17 protein-coding genes are annotated in these 16382 nt (G+C 66.0%); 9 read left to right on the forward strand and 8 right to left on the reverse strand.

What is annotated here, in order from left to right:
- Window positions 1-43: 43 nt before the first annotated feature.
- The gene (locus tag ACTHNC_RS14755; RefSeq protein ID WP_440295372.1) at window positions 44-997 is read right to left on the reverse strand and encodes a nucleoside hydrolase; all 954 of its coding nucleotides are present in this window, start codon (window positions 995-997) and stop codon (window positions 44-46) included.
- Between the two features lie 194 nt (window positions 998-1191).
- Window positions 1192-1707 (reverse strand): peptide-methionine (S)-S-oxide reductase MsrA, encoded by a 516-nt coding sequence (gene msrA, locus ACTHNC_RS14760; RefSeq protein ID WP_440295373.1) that lies wholly within the window; start codon window positions 1705-1707, stop codon window positions 1192-1194.
- 216 nt (window positions 1708-1923) lie between these two features.
- On the opposite strand from msrA, the gene ACTHNC_RS14765 reads away from it, so the two are divergent.
- Window positions 1924-2454: a DoxX family protein gene (locus ACTHNC_RS14765; RefSeq protein WP_440295374.1), complete on the forward strand. Its 531-nt coding sequence runs from the start codon at window positions 1924-1926 to the stop codon at window positions 2452-2454.
- Between the two features lie 174 nt (window positions 2455-2628).
- The gene (locus ACTHNC_RS14770; RefSeq protein WP_440295375.1) at window positions 2629-3345 is read left to right on the forward strand and encodes a phosphatase PAP2 family protein; all 717 of its coding nucleotides are present in this window, start codon (window positions 2629-2631) and stop codon (window positions 3343-3345) included.
- Window positions 3346-3349: 4 nt separating this feature from the next.
- Here ACTHNC_RS14770 and ACTHNC_RS14775 read toward each other — a convergent pair whose 3' ends face one another.
- Window positions 3350-3553, reverse strand: coding sequence for a hypothetical protein (locus ACTHNC_RS14775; RefSeq protein ID WP_440295376.1), 204 nt, complete (start codon window positions 3551-3553; stop codon window positions 3350-3352).
- A gap of 193 nt (window positions 3554-3746) precedes the next feature.
- On the opposite strand from ACTHNC_RS14775, the gene ACTHNC_RS14780 reads away from it, so the two are divergent.
- From ACTHNC_RS14780 to ACTHNC_RS14790, 3 genes are read left to right on the forward strand one after another with little or no spacing between them, the layout of a single operon-like run.
- Window positions 3747-4502: a Pr6Pr family membrane protein gene (locus ACTHNC_RS14780; RefSeq protein ID WP_440295377.1), complete on the forward strand. Its 756-nt coding sequence runs from the start codon at window positions 3747-3749 to the stop codon at window positions 4500-4502.
- Between the two features lie 56 nt (window positions 4503-4558).
- Window positions 4559-4780, forward strand: a complete 222-nt coding sequence (locus ACTHNC_RS14785) for a type II toxin-antitoxin system Phd/YefM family antitoxin (protein ID WP_440295378.1) — start codon at window positions 4559-4561, stop codon at window positions 4778-4780.
- Window positions 4777-5169 carry a type II toxin-antitoxin system VapC family toxin gene (locus ACTHNC_RS14790; RefSeq protein WP_440295379.1) on the forward strand — a complete coding sequence of 131 codons (393 nt, stop codon included), beginning with the start codon at window positions 4777-4779 and terminating at the stop codon, window positions 5167-5169. The genes ACTHNC_RS14785 and ACTHNC_RS14790 overlap by 4 nt, the downstream gene beginning before the upstream one ends.
- Before the next feature lie 112 nt (window positions 5170-5281).
- On the opposite strand, the gene ACTHNC_RS14795 is transcribed toward ACTHNC_RS14790, so the two are convergent.
- Genes ACTHNC_RS14795 through ACTHNC_RS14810 form a run of 4 tightly spaced genes read right to left on the reverse strand, consistent with a single transcriptional unit; the run spans window position 5282 to window position 10717 of the window.
- Window positions 5282-6220 (reverse strand): carbohydrate ABC transporter permease, encoded by a 939-nt coding sequence (locus ACTHNC_RS14795; protein ID WP_440295380.1) that lies wholly within the window; start codon window positions 6218-6220, stop codon window positions 5282-5284.
- Complete coding sequence (locus tag ACTHNC_RS14800; protein WP_440295381.1) at window positions 6217-7158, reverse strand: carbohydrate ABC transporter permease; 942 nt, start codon at window positions 7156-7158, stop codon at window positions 6217-6219. Before ACTHNC_RS14800 ends, ACTHNC_RS14795 begins: the two co-directional genes overlap by 4 nt.
- 56 nt (window positions 7159-7214) lie before the next feature.
- A complete protein-coding gene (locus tag ACTHNC_RS14805; protein ID WP_440295382.1) occupies window positions 7215-8561 on the reverse strand; it encodes an ABC transporter substrate-binding protein in 1347 nt (448 codons plus the stop codon).
- Window positions 8558-10717 carry a beta-galactosidase gene (locus ACTHNC_RS14810; protein ID WP_440295383.1) on the reverse strand — a complete coding sequence of 720 codons (2160 nt, stop codon included), beginning with the start codon at window positions 10715-10717 and terminating at the stop codon, window positions 8558-8560. The genes ACTHNC_RS14805 and ACTHNC_RS14810 overlap by 4 nt, the downstream gene beginning before the upstream one ends.
- Window positions 10718-10912: 195 nt before the next feature.
- Between ACTHNC_RS14810 and ACTHNC_RS14815 the strand changes: the two genes are divergently transcribed.
- The gene (locus ACTHNC_RS14815; protein ID WP_440295384.1) at window positions 10913-11947 is read left to right on the forward strand and encodes a LacI family DNA-binding transcriptional regulator; all 1035 of its coding nucleotides are present in this window, start codon (window positions 10913-10915) and stop codon (window positions 11945-11947) included.
- 18 nt (window positions 11948-11965) lie between these two features.
- On the opposite strand, the gene ACTHNC_RS14820 is transcribed toward ACTHNC_RS14815, so the two are convergent.
- Complete coding sequence (locus ACTHNC_RS14820) at window positions 11966-13012, reverse strand: LacI family DNA-binding transcriptional regulator (protein ID WP_440295385.1); 1047 nt, start codon at window positions 13010-13012, stop codon at window positions 11966-11968.
- 157 nt (window positions 13013-13169) lie between these two features.
- On the opposite strand from ACTHNC_RS14820, the gene ACTHNC_RS14825 reads away from it, so the two are divergent.
- From ACTHNC_RS14825 to ACTHNC_RS14835, 3 genes are read left to right on the forward strand one after another with little or no spacing between them, the layout of a single operon-like run.
- A complete protein-coding gene (locus tag ACTHNC_RS14825) occupies window positions 13170-14459 on the forward strand; it encodes an extracellular solute-binding protein (RefSeq protein WP_440295386.1) in 1290 nt (429 codons plus the stop codon).
- 10 nt (window positions 14460-14469) lie between these two features.
- Complete coding sequence (locus ACTHNC_RS14830) at window positions 14470-15492, forward strand: carbohydrate ABC transporter permease (protein WP_440295387.1); 1023 nt, start codon at window positions 14470-14472, stop codon at window positions 15490-15492.
- Entirely contained in the window at window positions 15492-16379 is an 888-nt protein-coding gene (locus ACTHNC_RS14835) for a carbohydrate ABC transporter permease (RefSeq protein WP_440295388.1), read from the forward strand. Before ACTHNC_RS14830 ends, ACTHNC_RS14835 begins: the two co-directional genes overlap by 1 nt.
- The last annotated feature ends 3 nt before the right edge of the window (window positions 16380-16382 follow it).

Consider the following 16382-nt stretch of genomic DNA (forward strand, 5'->3'; position numbering starts at 1 on the left):
GGTGTCTTCGGAGGATGTGCTGATGCCCGCAGGCGAACGCCGCTCAGAGCGAGGAGAGCGACCGGAGGAAGTACTCCGTGAAGCTGTCGGAGTCGACAGCCGTGGCGATGGTGCAATTCGGTTGTGGTGGTTGTGCTGAATAGAGAAGGTCGGCGACCATGACGCCGCGCGCGATCCCGTCGCCGGTCACGACGGAGACCGCAGCATCGCTCCAGGTGAGGAACTCTGGATGCGTGATCGCCGCGACCGCCAGCGGGTCGTGCATGGCACACGAATCGGCGAGCGACGGATCGCCCGGGTTGCGCTGCTGCAGGAAGTCGATCCACGCGAGCGTGGACTCGCCGGCGAGTCGCGCGAACTCGCCGGTGCTCTCCTTGAGCTGCCGGGCGTGGTCCCGAGTGAGCCGTACCTTCAGTGTCACGTCGAGCCCGACCCATCGCTGCTTCATACCCGACCTCAACACCGCCTCGGCGGCCTCCGGGTCGACCCAGACGTTGAACTCTCCCGGCATTTCGCGGTGTCCCATCGTGCCGAGGAAGACGCCGCCCATGATGACCAGCTCCCTCACGTTCGACGCGAAGGCCGGCTCGAGCGCGATCGCAGCCGCCACGTTGGTCAGCGGTCCGATCGCCACGATCGTGATCTCGCCCGGGTGGGCCATGACGTGACGGACCATCTCGACTGCCGCGTATCCCGGATCGGCCTCGAGGCCGACGCCGAAGCTCGCGATCACGTCAGCGGATGGCTTCCGGATGCGCTCAGGGTGCGTCAGAGCCGTTGACGCTCCCCGGTAGATAGGTACGTCGATTCCGAGACGACGGCGCAGCTCGAGTGCGAGCAGCGTCGCCGACTCCACATCGGTATTTCCGTTGACGGTGGTGACCATGTCGAGCTGGATGCCGTCATCGGCGTGCGCGAGGGCGAGGGCAAAACCGTCGTCGATGTCCGAGCCGGGCGCACCCATCGCGAGGTCGGTGTCCAGGATGATGCGCTGCATGGAACTCCCTTGTTCAACTCGTGTTGAATGGCAGTTAACACGAGTTGAGTCGGCGATGCAAGATCGCGAGCCCTTCCCGCATCCAGCCGACGAACGCTCTGCCGCAAAACGAACGATCCGCCGCACGGAACGAGGTGTTCCGTGCGGCGGATCGTGTTATTTCCGGCGCATCATGCGGTCCGGCATGTTCGGGCTTACGCCGAAGCGGCCTCCCGGCGCGGGAGCCGCCAGTTCGGCCGCACCCAGTGGCAGGTGTAACCCGCTGGATACTTCTGCAGATAGTCCTGGTGCTCCTCCTCGGCCTCCCAGAACTCGCCGGCCGGCTCCACCTCGGTCACGACCTTGCCCGGCCAGAGCCCGGACGCGTCCACATCCGCGATCGTCTCGCGCGCAACGCGCTCCTGCTCGGGCGTCGTGTAGAAGATCGCCGAGCGGTAGCTGCGACCGATGTCGTTGCCCTGCCGGTTCTTCTTCGACGGATCGTGGATCTGGAAGAAGAACTCCAGCAGTTCCCGGTAGCTGATCACGCTGGGGTCGAACACGATCTCCACGGACTCCGCGTGGTCGCCGTGGCGCCGATACGTGGCGTTCGGCGTGTTCGGGTCGCCGGAGTAGCCGGTGCGCGTGGAGATCACTCCCGGCTTCTTGCGCAGAAGCTCCTGAGCGCCCCAGAAACATCCGCCCGCGAGAATCGCTCGCTCGGTACTCATGTCGAGATCTCCTTCGTGTCGTTCGTCTCATTGTGATCACGGATGCCTGCCCCTTGCAGCCACCGCGGCTCACGTCAGGAAGAACACGGGCGAGCACCCGGGAGTTCCCGCATCCACGTCCGTTCGCTGTGAGTTCGATGTGCGCAATCGGGGTCCCGGAGTCGCGGCACGGCGTATAGAACGGATGCAAGAGACATCCGAATCGAGGGGGACCGCATGGGCACGTTCGTTCTGAGAGTCGTCGTCGGGTTGCTTTTCGTCGGACACGGGCTGCAGAAGCTGACCCACCTGTTCGGTGGCGGCGGCATCGAGAGGACCGAGAAGACGATGGCTGCCCTCGACATGCATCCGCCGAAGCTGCAGGCATACGCGGCGGGGGCGGTTGAGGCCGGCGGCGGTGCTGCCCTGGCGCTGGGTGCTGCCACACCGCTGGCATCCGCCGGTCTCATCGCGACGATGGTCACGGCCGTGCGCAAGGTGCACCTGAAGAACGGGGTGTGGAACACCAACGGCGGCTTCGAATTCAACCTCGTGATGGCCGCCGCGGCGCTGTTGCTGGCCGGACGGCCGGGCAAGGCATCCGTCGACGGCGCCTTCGGACGCTCGAAGTGGGGCACCGGCTGGACGATCTTCGCGCTCGTCGCCGGCGTGATCGGGTCGGCGCTCGCGATCGCGGCCGGCCGCTGGTTCGGGCCGGAGGAGACCGAGGCGGAGGAAGCCGCCGCCCCCTCATCGCCGGTTGAGTAGCCCGCGAAGCGGGCGTATCGAAACCCAGCCGCTACAGCTTTGGTTTCGATACGCGGCCTTCGGTCGCTACTCAACCTGCGATATCCGGCGGGAGGGAAGCGCTCCTGTGCGTACTCGCAGCCGACACGCGGCGATCGCAACCTTCAGGCATCCGACGCGCGGCAGACTGACGGAATGTCCGCACACCGGTCCCGCACGTCTCCGCTCGTGTCGTTGCCGCCCGGCACCCTGTGGATCGCGATCGTGCTCTGGGTGGCTACGTTCGCGCTCGGGTTCGCCGCGAAGGCCTCGACCGGATGGCTCTCCTCCCAGCTCGCCCTCGACCGAGCGCTGAACGCCAAGCACGCGTCGCTTCTCGACACGGTCGCACGCGCGCTCGACAAGCTCGACTCCGTGACCGTCGTGGCCGTCATCCTCGTCGTGGTCGGTGTGCTGGTCGGGCTGCTCGTGTCGTGGCCGCGTGCGCTGGCCGCCGTCGTCATTGCGGGAGCCGGATGGCTGCTCTGCCTGGTGCCCAAGGCGATCGTCTCCGAGCCGCGCCCACCGCTGAACTCTGTGGCTCACGTGCTCAACGTGTCCCATGCGACGCAGAGCTTCCCGAGCGGACACACGGTGTTCGCGGTGACGCTGACCGTTGCGGTGCTCGTCGTCTGCCGGCGCGGCTGGACGCGCGCGATCGTCGCAGTGCTGGGCATCCTGCTCGTGCTCGTCACCGCGTTGTCGCGCCTCTACGTCGGCGCGCACTACGCGACGGATATCGTTGGCGCGATTCTCGCAGGCGTCGCCGGAGCGCTGCTCATCGCGTGGTTGTGGAACCTCGTCGTTCGAGGTCTGTTCCCTCGGGCCGTGTCGAGCCGATCGCAGGGCGTGGGCGAGCGCGTCGAAGCCTGAACCGTTACATGTGGCCGGCCTGCTGCGCGAGGCCGACGAACGTGCCGCCCCAGATCAGCACGGCGAGCCCGACGACCATCGCGACGGCCACACCGGCGACGACCGCTCCTGCGAGCATCGTGACGAGCATGCGCAGAAACACGGCGACGCGTCCGCGCCCCTCGCGGTCCGTATCGCCGACAACCTTGATGAACGACCAGACGCTCATGGAACCCCCGAATGACTCCACGGTCGTGCCGCAGAGCGCGGCACGACCACCTACATGACTTCAGGTGAGCTCCGTTGATCGCCTGAATCCCATGCTGGAACACGCATCCGAAACCAGGATCGAAGTCGGCTGAAGACGCTTTGAGGGGTTCGTTGTCATTTCGTAATCGACGCCGCTCCCCTAGTGTCGACACATGCTGCGCACCCCCGCCTGGGCCAACACGTGGACGGTGCTCCGCGCCGTCGCCGCCGCACTCATCACCGCCGCGATCATCGCGCAGGCCGATGCGACGATCGGGGGCGCGATCAGCGGCGGCAGGGATGTCGGCACCACCATCGCGAACTTCTTCAGCTTCTTCACCATCCTTTCCAACGTGCTCTCGGTCATCGTGCTGGCGTGGGCGGTCGCCTGGTTCTGGTCGCGAGGACGCGCGAAGAGCTCCCCCGAACCCCGGGTGCTGGGAATCGCTCTCGCGAGCGTCACGACCTACATGGTGATCACCGGAATCGTCTACAACACCCTGCTGCGGGGCATCCCGCTTCCGCAGGGCAGCACCGTGCCGTGGTCGAACGAGGTTCTGCACGTCGTCGGGCCGCTGTTCCTGCTCGCCGACCTCTTCCTCGGGCCGCGACGCCGGTGTCTCGGCTGGGGCGCGATCGGCGCTGTGCTCGGCTTCCCCCTGGTGTGGGTGATCTACACGATGGTGCGCGGCCCGCTGGTGACGAACCCGGGCACGGGCGCGCCGTACTGGTACCCGTACCCGTTCCTCGACCCGCACTCGGCGACCACCGGCGGATACCTCGGCGTCGTGGCGTACATCGTGGGCATCGCCGTGGGCATCGCGGTCGTCGCCGGGGTCGTGATCGCGGTCGGCCGCGTCCGCGGCAAGCCGCATAGGGATGCCCGCACTCCCGTCCCGGCGCCCGCCGAGTCCCAGCCGCGCGCCTGATCCCGTTCGACCAGGCTGGTCTGGTGGACCTGGTCAACCGCGCGTAGAATCCAGGCATGACCACGGTGAACATCCAAGAGGCGAAGACGCAGCTGTCGGCGCTACTCGTGCGGGTCGAGCACGGCGAGGCCGTGACGATCGCCCGGGCCGGTACCGCCGTCGCGCGGATAGTCCCGATCAAAGAGCCTGAGGCACGTGTCTTCGGCACGATGTCCTTCGACGTACCCAATGACTTCGATGCGGCGCTGCCGGAGGAGGAGCTGGCCGCGTGGGAGTGAGGTACCTCCTCGACACACATGTGCTGCTGTGGCTACTGGTGTCGCCCGAGCGAGTAGCCGCCCAGGCGAGAGCTGCACTTGCGGACAAGCAGAACGTGCTTCTGGTCTCTGCGGCGTCGGCGATGGAGGTGGCGACCAAGACACGCCTTGGCAGACTGGACGCCGGTCACGGCCTCACTGCCGCCTGGACCGCCCGAACAACCGAGATCGGGGCGGAACACTTGCCGATCAGCGCAGATCATGCGGTTCTGGCCGGGAGCATGACCTGGGACAATCGTGATCCCTTCGACAGGTTCCTCGTGGCCCAGGCGCTGCGGGAGAACCTCATCCTGGTCACCGTCGACAGCAAGTTGCTGACCCTGCCGGGGCTCAACACGCTGACCTGGTGATCCGGCGAGCTCGTCTGGCGCCGGGCGCGGAGGTGCGTCCGGCGTCATTGAGAAGCGGCGCCCGCCGCGAAGGAGTCGGCACGCGACGGGCACCGCGGCATCCGCCCTGGCGCTACCCCTTCACGCTCCCGGTGGCGAGCCCGGACTGCCAATAGCGCTGCAGGAACAGGAACGCGACGATCAGCGGAATGATCGACACGAACGCCCCGGTCAGCACGGTCGAGAACAGCACCTGTGCGCCGCCGCCGGCCGAGGCGGTCGCCTGCCACTGCGCGAGTCCGACCGTCACCGGGAACAGCGACGGCGTGTTCAGCATGATCAGCGGCAGGAAGTAGTTGTTCCACGTGGCCACCAGCTGGAACAGCACGACCGTGACGATGCCGGGAGATAGCAGCCGGATGCCGATGGTCCCGAAGATGCGGAACTCGCCTGCGCCGTCGATCCGCGCCGCCTCGAGCAGACTGTCATCCACCGATTCGAGGGCGTACACGCGCATCAGGTAGACGCCGAACGGGCTCACCAGCGATGGCAGGATGATCGCCCACATCGAGTCCGTCAGGTTCGCCGCCGCGAACAGCAGGTAGGTCGGGATCGCCAGTGCCGTCAGCGGAACCATGATGGAACCGAGGATCACGGAGAACACCGCCGTTCGCCCGCGGAACCGGTACTTCGCCAGCGAGTACCCGGCCGCCGTGGCGAGCGCCGCAGCACCCACCGCGCTGGTCACGGAGTAGATGATCGTGTTCAGCCCCCACTGCCAGAACACGCCGCCCTGGAACGTGAAAAGGTTCGCGAAGTTGGCGAAGAACTGGAACGAGTTGCCGAACCACAGTCCGAACGTGCTGAACAGGTCGGAGTTGTCCTTCGTCGTGGAGATGAACAGCCACAGCAGCGGAACGATGAAGTAGATCAGCGAGATCCACACGAAGATCGTGAGCAGGGTGCTGCGGCGCTTGTCGCGCTCGAGCACCTTGCACCCGCGCCGAGGCTCCGGATGCTTGCCCCCGGCACTCGCGACCGACGGCGACGCGGAACGAATGGTGGTGCTCATGACTCGCGCTCCTTCCGGTTGGCAGCGGTCTGCACGACGAAGGAGACGATCATGATGATGATGCCCAGCAGGAACGCGATCGCGGCGGCGTAGTTGATGTCCTGGTTCTTGAACGCCACGTTGTACGCGTAGAGGTTCGGCGTGAAGTCGGTGCCGATGGCGTTCGGAGCGATGTTGGACAGCAGGTTCGGCTCGTTGAACAGCTGGAACGATCCGATGATCGAGAAGATCACCGTGAGCAGCAGCGCCTGACGGATGGCCGGCAGCTTGATGCTCCACGCGACGCGGAACTGACCGGCGCCGTCGATCTCCGCGGCTTCGTACAGATCCTCCGGGATGGAGCGCAGCGCCGCGTACAGGATGATCATGTTGTATCCGATGAACTCCCAACAGACGATGTTCATCGTCGAGCCGAGGATGTTCTGCGGCGACAGCAGGTCGGGGGCCGACAGCCCGAGGGCGTGGAAGATCTGCGTGATCAGGCCGAAGTCGGTGCCGTACAGGTAGCCCCACATCAGGGTCGCCACGACGCTGGGCACCGCATATGGCACGAACACCAGGAGGCGCGCGGCCCTGCCGCCACGCACTCGCTTGCTGTCCAGCGCGAGTGCGAAGCAGATCGCGGCGACGAGCATGATCGGCACCTGCACGAGCAGGAAGAGCCCGACTCTGCCGAGGCCGGCCCAGAAGCTCGGGTCCTGGACGGCACGGATGTAGTTGCCGAGACCGGCGAACACCTGCCCGCCGACGAGCTGCGAGCTGAACAGGCTGAGGTAGAGCGAGTAGATCAGCGGCGCGAGGAACATCGCGGCGAAGATCACGAGGAACGGGATGAGGAGGATCCACGCGGCGCGCGTCTGCGCTGCGCCGATCCTGCCCGACGTGCGTTGCCGGGTGGACGGGCCCGGCGAGCTGCGCCGGGCGGTGAGAACGGACATGGTCGACTCCTTGTACGACAGCGGGTCCGGGCGATAGTGGCCCGGACCCGCTGTGCTCACTTGACGGTGAAACCCTGCTGCTTCGCGTAGCTGACGACCTGGTTCTGCCAGGTCGCCAACGCTGCCTTCAGGTCGCCGTGATCGGCGATCGCCTTGCCGAGCGTCGTCCCGTAGCTGGAGTTCACGTAATCCATGAACGGCAGCCACTGGAACTTCGGGTTGACGGTGTCGGAGACCTGGGCGAAGAACTTGTTCACCTGCTGTCCGCCGTAGAAGTCGCTCTTCGCGTCCACGAACTGCGGGTCCTTGAGCGTCGATGTCGTCGTGGGGAACAGGAACTGCTTGTTCGCCATCATCAGCGTGGACTGCTGGTCGTTGTTGATGAACTTCGCGAGCTCGTACGCGGCGATCGGGTTCTTCGATGCCGCCATGACGGCATCCGACGAGCCGCCCCAGTTGCCGGAGACATCTGCGCCCGCCTGCCACTGCGGAATGGTGCCGGCCCGCCACTTGCCACTGGTGCTCTTCACGGTGCCCTGCAGGAACACGGGGCCCCACGCTGCGACCAGCCAGCTGGCGTACTTGTTCGCAGCCAGGCCCTGGTAGTAGGCGTCGGTGAAGTCGGGATCGGTGGCGACCAGGCCCTTGTTGATCAGGTCCTGCCAGTACGCGACGACCTTCTGGTCGGTGGCCGAGTTCAGGTCGATCCCGACGGTCTTCTTGCCGTCGTAGCTGAACGGCTGCGCGCCGGCCTGCCAGAAGAACGAGATCATCTGGAACATGTCGTTGCCGGGCAGATCGGTGATGTACGAGCCCGTCTTCGACTTCACGTCTGCTGCCGCCTTGGCGAAGTCGTCCCACGTGGCCGGTGCGCCGTTCAGGCCGGCCGCCTTGAAGATGTCGTCGCGGTACAGGGTGCCGAGCGGCCCGGAGTCCTGCGGCACTGCCCACACACCCGAGCTGTTCGCCACCTGGTTCCACACCCAGCCGACGTAGTCGTTCTTCAGGTCGGACGCGCCGTACGGCGTGAGGTTCAGCAGGCTCTTCGTCTGGGTGAACGAGGGGATGTAGTCGTACTCCACCTGCGCGACATCCGGGATGCCCTTGCCCGCCTTGAGCGCCGCCCGCAGCTTCGGGTAGTGCTGGGCGCCACCGGTGGTGTTGACGACGTTGACCTTGATCTTCGGATACTTCTTCTCGAAGAGGTTCACCTCGTCCTGGATGTTCGGCACCCAGGTCCAGAACGTGAGCGTGGTGGGCGTGTTCATCGCCTTGTCGATGTCGGACTGGCTCACCGGCTTCGTGGATCCGGTGCTGGCGCCCGGGCTGCTGCATCCGCTGAGGAGCAGCGCGAGCGCCGTGACGCCGGAGGCCAGCGCCAGTGCTGTCTTTCGGAATTTCATCGTCGACCTTCTCTTTCTTCGGTGGTGCTCGGCACGAGGTCGCCCTCGTCTCGGTCGCTGGGCTCTGTCAGGAGGATCCGGCTCGACCAGGCCGGAAGCATGTGGAGTGCGTTCGGCGCGGACTCGGAGCCGTCGGCCACGTCGCGCGTCGTCGGCAGGAGTCGCACCTGCCGCTCCTCGCCGCTCCAGTTGATGAGGAACCAGGCGCGCGTGCCGTCCGGCATGCGTCCTGACGTCACGGTGAGCGGCGTGTTGCGCTCGGGCGCGAGCTCGTCGGCCACCCGCTTCGGCACCGCCCACCGCATCAGTGCCGCGGCGAGACTGCGGGAGGGAACCGTGCCGACGACCGTGACCCGGCCGTCCCCGTGTGCCTTCGACGTGACGGCGGGGAAGTCGCCGAATCGCGGATGCCGGTAGCTCACGATCTCGTCGGCTCCGTCGGAGATGAGCCCGTCGATCCACGCCGTGGCCGAGGCATCCTCATCGAGTTCGATGACGGACGAGGAAACCGTCACCGGCGCCTCGAGGTTGGAGTACTCGTCGTAGTGCACGCCCGCGGCGCCGGCCAGCCGTTCGGGGGCGACCGCGATGCGCGCCCTGGCGAGCTCGTCGCCGTACGCGGTGCGCGGCCCTATGACGAGGTGGCCGCCCGCGCTCGCGTACTCACCGAGCAGGTCGAGCGTCTCGTCGTCGGCGACGTACAGCGCGGGGACCACCAGCGTCGGGAAGCGCTCCGCCAGTTCGCGGGCTCCGATCGCGTTCGCCTGCTCGACGTGCAGGATTCGCGCCTGCGCTCCGGACTCCACGACGCCGGTGTGGAACGCGTCGAAGATGTGCTCGTACGTCTGCCGATCCGGGCCGCCGTCGCGGCTGAGCGCCGGGAAGAACTCGAGTGCCCAGCGCGAGTCGTTCGACCACAGGAGCGCGGCGTCGGCATCCGGGATGTACCCGTCGAGCGCCGTTCCCACCCGCTGCAGGAGGTGCCCGATCTCGGCGATCTCGTCGTACACGCGCCCCGGGCGCAGACTGTGCGGCAACACGCCGCCCCAGTAGGTCTCGGTGCCGTACGGCAGCGTGTGCCAGTGCCAGTACTCGACCATCGCCGCGCCGCGGCTGACCATCCCGAGAGCGGCGGCCTGCAGCTGCCCCGGCCACGGCGGAAGGTTCATGAAGCTCTGGCCGATGGACTGCGCGTTCGTCTCGGTCACCAGGAACCGCTCCTGCTTCGAGGAGAACAGGCGATCCGCCTGCCGGAAGAAGCCACCGACACCCGACGTGGTCCACTGCGTCTGCGCCGACTCGTGCTTCGTGAGATCCAGGTGATCCTGCATCGCGTAGTACGGGTTGCCGGCGGCGATGTCGAGTGACGCGGTCAGCTCGCGGTCTTCGACAGCAGGCCGCGGATACGCCAGACAGGTCGTCACGAACTGGCTCGGAGTGGAGTACTCGCGCACGATCCCCGCCTGCCAGGCGATGAACTCGGTGGTCTGCTCCGCCTGAAAACGACGCCACTCCAGGTCGTACTGAGGCAGCGAGTTGCCGTCCGGCACCCACAGCTCGGACCAGTCGGCGATGCGGTGCGACCAGTAGGTGAGGCCCCACTCACGGTTCAACGTGTCGACGTCGCCGTACCTGCGCTCCAACCAGCGCACGAAGCGGGTGAAGACGCCGCGGTTGTGGAACAGCTCGAGCCCCGGCTCGTTGTCCACCTGAAAGCCGATCACCGCCGGATGCTGCGCGTAGCGGCCCACCACCTTGCGGATGATCCGCTCCGCGAAGTAGCGGAACGCGGGATGTGTGAAGTCGGCCTCCTGCCTGCTCCCCCACGGCATCCGTCGACCGGTCTCGCGTTCGGCGGCGATCTCGGGATAGGCCGTCTGCAGCCAGGGCGGAACGGCGTAGGTGGGAGTGCCCAGGATCACGCGGATGCCCCGTCGATGGGCTGCGTCGAGAACCGGCTGCAGCCACTCGAGATCGAACTCGCCCTCGCGCGGCTCCCACGTCGACCACACGGACTCCCCGACACGGATGACCGAGAAGCCGGCCCTCACCATCAGGTCGAGGTCCTCCTCGGTGCGCTCGCTCCTGTGGTACTCGGCGTAGTAGGCGGCTCCGAACAGCACGCGTGCCGGTTCGTGGGAGTGGGGTGACGGCATGGGGACTCCGTTGTCTGTGCTGGGGGCGACTACCGCGGCGAGGCATCCGAGAGGCGATCACCGCGACAGGTTTCGCATGAAAGCTAACTCATTTCGTTACCGGTAACAATCCTCTGTTACAGTTTCGTTACCGGTAACGAAATGGATCGCGGCCATACAGTTGTGGCGAGCACCGCCGCCCGATTCGGAGGGTAGATGTCACCAGACGGCATGGGCGCCTCGGCGGACCGATCCGTCGGCAAGCAGCCCACGATCTACGATGTCGCGCGGCACGCCGGTGTGTCCCACCAGACCGTGAGCCGACTGCTCAAGGGCGACCCCGGCATCAAGCCGCTCAACCGGGAACGCGTTCTCAAGGCGCTCGACGAACTCGGCTACCGGCCGAACCTGACCGCGCGGTCCCTCGCCACGAACCGCTCGCATCGCGTGGCGGCTCTGACCCAGGAGATCACGCAGGTCGGCCCCGGCATGGTGGCGCAGGGCGCAAGCGAGGAGGCGCGGGCGCACGGGTATGTGCTCGACATCATCACGCTGGATGTCGGCGATCGCGCCAACGTCGAAGAAGCGATCAAGCTCGTGAACCAGCACGACGTCGCAGGCATCCTCGCCCTCGCCTCAACGGACGAACTCCGCGACGCGTTCGAGAGCGCCAGGTTCCAGGTGCCTGTCGTCATCCCGTTCGGAATGGTCGCCGGCGACTCCGGTGCTCCCGACATGCGGGGCGAGGCGATCCGCGAGCTGATCGACCACCTCGTCGAACTCGGTCACCGTCGCTTTCTGCACCTGGCCGGCCCCGGCACGTGGGTGGCGGCGCGGAACCGGCGGCAGGACTTCGACGACGCACTGGCCGCTCACGGTCTGGCGCTCGAGGCCGTGGTGCACGGGGACTGGTCGGCGAAGTCGGGCTACGACGCGGTGCGCGCGATGCAGCCGGGCCTCTCCTGTACTGCCATCGTCGCGGCGAACGACCAGATGGCGATCGGCGCCATCCTTGCCCTGAGCGAACTGGGACTTCGCGTTCCGGAGGATGTCTCGGTGACCGGCATGGACGACATCCCCGAGGCGGCCTACGTGCGGCCTCCACTCACAACGATCCAGCTCGGACTCGCGGAGGAAGGCCGCGACACCTTCCGTCAACTCCTGGCACTCATGACCGGCGAGGAGACCGAGCGGCGGCCCACCCCGGCGAAGGTGGTGCTGCGGCGGTCGACCGGGCCGGCGGCCGGGTGAACTCCGCGCACCGAAGCGTCAGGCGTGGGGTGCGGGACCGCTGGACGCCCGCGCAACCAGTTCGGTCGCCAGTTCCATTCGCGTCTGCAGTCGAGCGGTCGACTCGTCATCGCGGGCTAGATTGAGCAGCAGTCTGACAGCTGTCGCCCCGAGCTCCGTCGTGGGCTGCCGGATCGTCGTCAAGGTGGGACTGATCCAGTGCGCTTCGGGAAGATCGTCGAAACCGACGACACTCACGTCTTCTGGTATTCGCAGCCCCCTCGCTGCCAGCGCCTCATAGACGCCGAGAGCCATGGGATCTGAGCAGGCGAAGATGCCCGTGATCCGCGGATCCTTGTCGAGGAGTTCGTGCGTCGCAGCGGCGGCCCCGTCCGTCTCCCAGGCGCCGTAGGCGACCGAGACCGTCGCGTGACCGAGGTCGGAGGTCTCGGCCGCCGCACGGAATCCATCCACGCGCGCGCGACTGTAGATGTGTCGAGCGTGCCCGGCCACGACTCCCAGCCTCCGGTGGCCGAGAGACAGCAGATGCTCGGCGGCAAGCCGACCGCCGTCCCAGTTGGCTACGCCTACCTTCGCAGCGCCGGCCGGAGGTGTGCCTTGCGACTCCACGAGCACGACGGGAGCACCCGCTGCGGTGAGGGTGTTGAACTGCCGCGACGTCGGGTCGACGAGAACGACGACGGTGCCGATGCCTCGACGGCGCAGAACTTTCGAAACCCAATCGACATCGGGGTCGTCCGCCAGCGTGAGCACGACATCCATGCCGGCCGCTGCTGCCTCCCGGCCGACGCCCGCGAGCACCAGGTTCGCCCAGGAGCCTTCGAAGTGCGTGACGACCAGGTCGATGACATCGGCACGAACGGTTTCATCCGGCGCACCGTCGAGCTTGTTGCCCGACCTACGGGTGTAGCCGACCGTCTGCACGGCATCCATGACGCGGGCACGAGTCTCGACGGAGACATCCGTGCCGCCGCGCAGCACCTTCGAGACCGTCGGCACGCTGGTGCCGGCTGCCTGAGCGACCTGAAGCAGCGTCGGATGCTTTCCTGCGGGCCGGGGAGACATGGACTCAGGCTATCGTGCCGCATTATCTTGCGAAACATTATCGACTTGCAACCCGATAGTTTCGGATGCATCATGGCACTTGGCACCATCAGACGCAGTTAGTTTGCGCAAGATAACCCGCCACGCAATCAATGACGATGACTCAGGAGTGTCAAAGATGATCAGAAAAGCACGCGGCGCTGCGGCGGTCGCGATCGGTTTGGGGGTAGCTCTCCTCGCCACCGGATGTGCCGGCGGAGCAGGCGGCTCCGGTTCGAGCGATGGCAAGGTGACGCTCACGGTGTGGGAGAACGCCACGACCGGCGACGGCGTTCAGTACTGGAAGGATGCCGCGGCGGACTACCACAAGCTGCACCCGAACGTGACGGTGAAGCTTCAGGGCATCCAGAACGAAGACTTCGACGGCAAGCTGCAGACCGCGCTGAACTCCAGCTCCGCACCCGATGTCTTCATGCAGCGCGGCGGCGGCAAGATGAAGGACATGGTCGACGCCGGCCAGCTTCAGCCCGTCACCCTCGACGCCGCCTCGAAGAAGGCCGCCGGCGCCGCACTGGATGCCAACACGATCGACGGCAAGATCTACGCGGTGCCCATGACCGTGCAGCCGGAGGGCATCTACTACAGCAAGGACCTGTTCGCCAAGGCGGGCATCACCGCAACGCCGACCACCATGGACGAGCTCGACGCCGACGTCGCGAAGCTCAAGACGATCGGCGTCGCTCCGATCGCCGTCGGAGCGAAGGACGCCTGGCCCGCCGCACACTGGTACTACAACTTCGCCATTCGCGAGTGCAGCCAGGAAACCATCAGCAAGGTGGCGAAGACCCTCAAGTTCACCGATCCGTGCTGGACCAAGGCAGGCGAGGACGTCGCTGCGCTCCTGAAGACCTCACCGTTCCAGGAGGGCTTCCTGACTACACCCGGTCAGACCGGCGCGGGATCGTCGGCGGGCCTGCTCGCCAACCACAAGGCGGCCATGGAACTCATGGGAGCCTGGGAGCCGGGAACGCTCGCAGGTCTGACGCCCGACCAGAAGCCGCTGCCCGACCTCGGTTGGTTCCCGTTCCCGGCAGTCCCGGGTGGCAAGGGTGACCCGACCGCGCTGATGGGCAACGTCAGCGGCGGCATGTCGCTGTCGAAGAACGCCCCGAAGGAAGGTCAGGACTTCCTCGCATTCCTCCTCACCGCCGATCAGCAGAAGGCGTACGCCAAGGCGTTCGACACGATCCCGGTGAACAAGGACGCACAATCCGTGGTCACGGAGAGCTACAACGTGTCGTCGCTGAAGGCGTACAACAAGGCCGCGTACGCGGTCGACTTCCTCGACACGGAGTACGGCCAGAACGTCGGCAACGCCCTGAACACGGCCGTCGTCAACCTGATGGCGGGCAAGACGGACCCCGCAGGCATCGTGAAGGCCGTCAACGACGCCGCGGCCAAGGGCTGAGCGGAATCCGATGAAAGACACCCTGGGTACCGAGACGGCTCCCCGCCGTTCGGCGCAGGGCGCGCTTCAAGCCGGGGGCGTGGTCGCATCCACGTCCCCGGCGGTGCGCGCGACGAAGCAGCGCCGCCGTGGGCGTGCCCGTATGCGGCTGGAGATCACCCTCTTGTCGGGGCCGGCCATCATCATGTTCGTGGCGTTCGTGATCTTCCCGGTCGTGCTCGCCGCCTTCTACGGCTTCTTCCGATGGAAGGGGTACGGGGCGCCGACGGACTTCGTCGGCATGAACAATTACAAGCTGATCCTGACGGATCCCGCGTTCCAGGCAGTGCTGTGGCACAACCTGTGGATCATGGTGCTCTCTCTGGTCATCCAGGGTCCGCTCGCGATTGTGCTCGCGCTGCTTTTGAACCAGAAGATCCGCGGACGGTCGCTCATCCGCATCCTCATCTTCGTGCCGTACATCATTTCCGAGGTCATCGTCGGAACCGGCTTCAGCCTCATGCTGCAGACGAGCGGCGCTGTCAACGACCTTCTTCACCACATCGGGCTTGGGTTCATGGCCGCTGACTGGCTCGCCGATCCGAACATCGCCTTGTGGACCCTGATGGCGATCATCTCGTGGAAGTACATCGGTTTCGCGGTCATTCTCATGCTCGCCGGACTGCAGTCCATTCCGGAGGAGCTGTTCGAGGCGGCGCAATTGGATGGCGCCTCGTACTGGCAGATCCAGCGGAGGATCACGCTGCCGCTGTTGGGACCGACGATCCGCATCTGGGCGTTCTTGTCCATCATCGGATCGCTGCAGCTCTTCGACCTCGTCTACATCATTTGGGGTCAGTACGTCTCCGGCACCGCGGGCACCTCGACCATGGCCATCTACATGGTGGGCCAGGGTCGCAATGCCGGGAACTACGGCTACGGCAGTGCCGTCGCAGTCGTCATGTTCCTCATCTCGCTCATCATCGCGTTGATCTACCAGCGCTTCGTCCTGCGCCGTGACCTTCAGGGCGCTGTCACCGAAGGAGTCCATTGATGACCGCGACCACCGCTGTTCCGGTCGAACCGGCCAAGCAGCCGAAAGTGCGCGACCGCCGTGACAAGCCCGAGAAGTGGGGAAGCCCGGTCACCTACTTCATCGCGCTTCTGCTGATCGCAGTGTGTCTGGCGCCGGTCGTCTACATCGTGCTCGGCGGCTTCCGCACCAATTCGCAGATCTCCACGAATCCTGCGGCGTTCCCGTCGCCATGGGTGTTCAAGAACTACGCCGCAGTGCTCAGCTCGGTGACGTTCTGGGGAGAGTTCGCGAATTCGATCATCGTGGCACTGTTGAGCACGATCGGCGTCGTCGTGCTGGGCGTGATGGTGAGCTTCGTCATCGCCCGATATGACTTCAAGTTCAAGGGTGCGATGTATTCGCTGTTCGCCGCCGGTCTGATGTTCCCGATGGTCATTGCGATCACACCGCTGTACCTGGTGATCAAGGATCTGGGCCTCGTCGACAGCTTGTTCGGCCTGATCGTGCCTCAGATCGCTTTTGGTCTACCGACGACGGTCATCATTCTGGTGCCGTTCCTGCGTGCCATTCCGAACGAGATCGAGGAAGCCGCGTCCATCGACGGCGCGAGCCGGCTCGGGTTCTTCTTCCGCATGGTGATCCCGTTGGCTGTGCCCGGCGTCGTGACGGTGGCGATCCTGTCGTTCATCGGCAGCTGGAACAACTACGTTCTGCCGCTCTACATCCTGAACTCGCAAGCCAACTACACCCTCCCGCTCGGGGTTCAGGCGTTCTCGTCGCAATACTCCACCGACACGGCGTCGGTGCTCGCCTTCACCTCGCTGGCGATGCTGCCCGCACTGATCTTCTTCGCGATCTTCCAGAAGCGGATCGTCGGCGGCCTGACCGGCGCGGTCAAGGGCTGACGG

This window comes from Humibacter sp. (assembly GCF_051954055.1).
Classification (GTDB): domain Bacteria; phylum Actinomycetota; class Actinomycetes; order Actinomycetales; family Microbacteriaceae; genus Humibacter.

What these genes read in the sequence shown, in the direction of transcription:
- ACTHNC_RS14755 (WP_440295372.1), bottom strand. Translation starts at nt 997, where the DNA reads ATGCAGCGCATCATCCTGGACACCGACCTCGCGATGGGTGCGCCCGGC.
- msrA (WP_440295373.1), bottom strand. Translation starts at nt 1,707, where the DNA reads ATGAGTACCGAGCGAGCGATTCTCGCGGGCGGATGTTTCTGGGGCGCT.
- ACTHNC_RS14765 (WP_440295374.1), top strand. Translation starts at nt 1,924, where the DNA reads ATGGGCACGTTCGTTCTGAGAGTCGTCGTCGGGTTGCTTTTCGTCGGA.
- ACTHNC_RS14770 (WP_440295375.1), top strand. Translation starts at nt 2,629, where the DNA reads ATGTCCGCACACCGGTCCCGCACGTCTCCGCTCGTGTCGTTGCCGCCC.
- ACTHNC_RS14775 (WP_440295376.1), bottom strand. Translation starts at nt 3,553, where the DNA reads ATGAGCGTCTGGTCGTTCATCAAGGTTGTCGGCGATACGGACCGCGAG.
- ACTHNC_RS14780 (WP_440295377.1), top strand. Translation starts at nt 3,747, where the DNA reads ATGCTGCGCACCCCCGCCTGGGCCAACACGTGGACGGTGCTCCGCGCC.
- ACTHNC_RS14785 (WP_440295378.1), top strand. Translation starts at nt 4,559, where the DNA reads ATGACCACGGTGAACATCCAAGAGGCGAAGACGCAGCTGTCGGCGCTA.
- ACTHNC_RS14795 (WP_440295380.1), bottom strand. Translation starts at nt 6,220, where the DNA reads ATGAGCACCACCATTCGTTCCGCGTCGCCGTCGGTCGCGAGTGCCGGG.
- ACTHNC_RS14800 (WP_440295381.1), bottom strand. Translation starts at nt 7,158, where the DNA reads ATGTCCGTTCTCACCGCCCGGCGCAGCTCGCCGGGCCCGTCCACCCGG.
- ACTHNC_RS14805 (WP_440295382.1), bottom strand. Translation starts at nt 8,561, where the DNA reads ATGAAATTCCGAAAGACAGCACTGGCGCTGGCCTCCGGCGTCACGGCG.
- ACTHNC_RS14810 (WP_440295383.1), bottom strand. Translation starts at nt 10,717, where the DNA reads ATGCCGTCACCCCACTCCCACGAACCGGCACGCGTGCTGTTCGGAGCC.
- ACTHNC_RS14815 (WP_440295384.1), top strand. Translation starts at nt 10,913, where the DNA reads ATGTCACCAGACGGCATGGGCGCCTCGGCGGACCGATCCGTCGGCAAG.
- ACTHNC_RS14820 (WP_440295385.1), bottom strand. Translation starts at nt 13,012, where the DNA reads ATGTCTCCCCGGCCCGCAGGAAAGCATCCGACGCTGCTTCAGGTCGCT.
- ACTHNC_RS14825 (WP_440295386.1), top strand. Translation starts at nt 13,170, where the DNA reads ATGATCAGAAAAGCACGCGGCGCTGCGGCGGTCGCGATCGGTTTGGGG.
- ACTHNC_RS14830 (WP_440295387.1), top strand. Translation starts at nt 14,470, where the DNA reads ATGAAAGACACCCTGGGTACCGAGACGGCTCCCCGCCGTTCGGCGCAG.
- ACTHNC_RS14835 (WP_440295388.1), top strand. Translation starts at nt 15,492, where the DNA reads ATGACCGCGACCACCGCTGTTCCGGTCGAACCGGCCAAGCAGCCGAAA.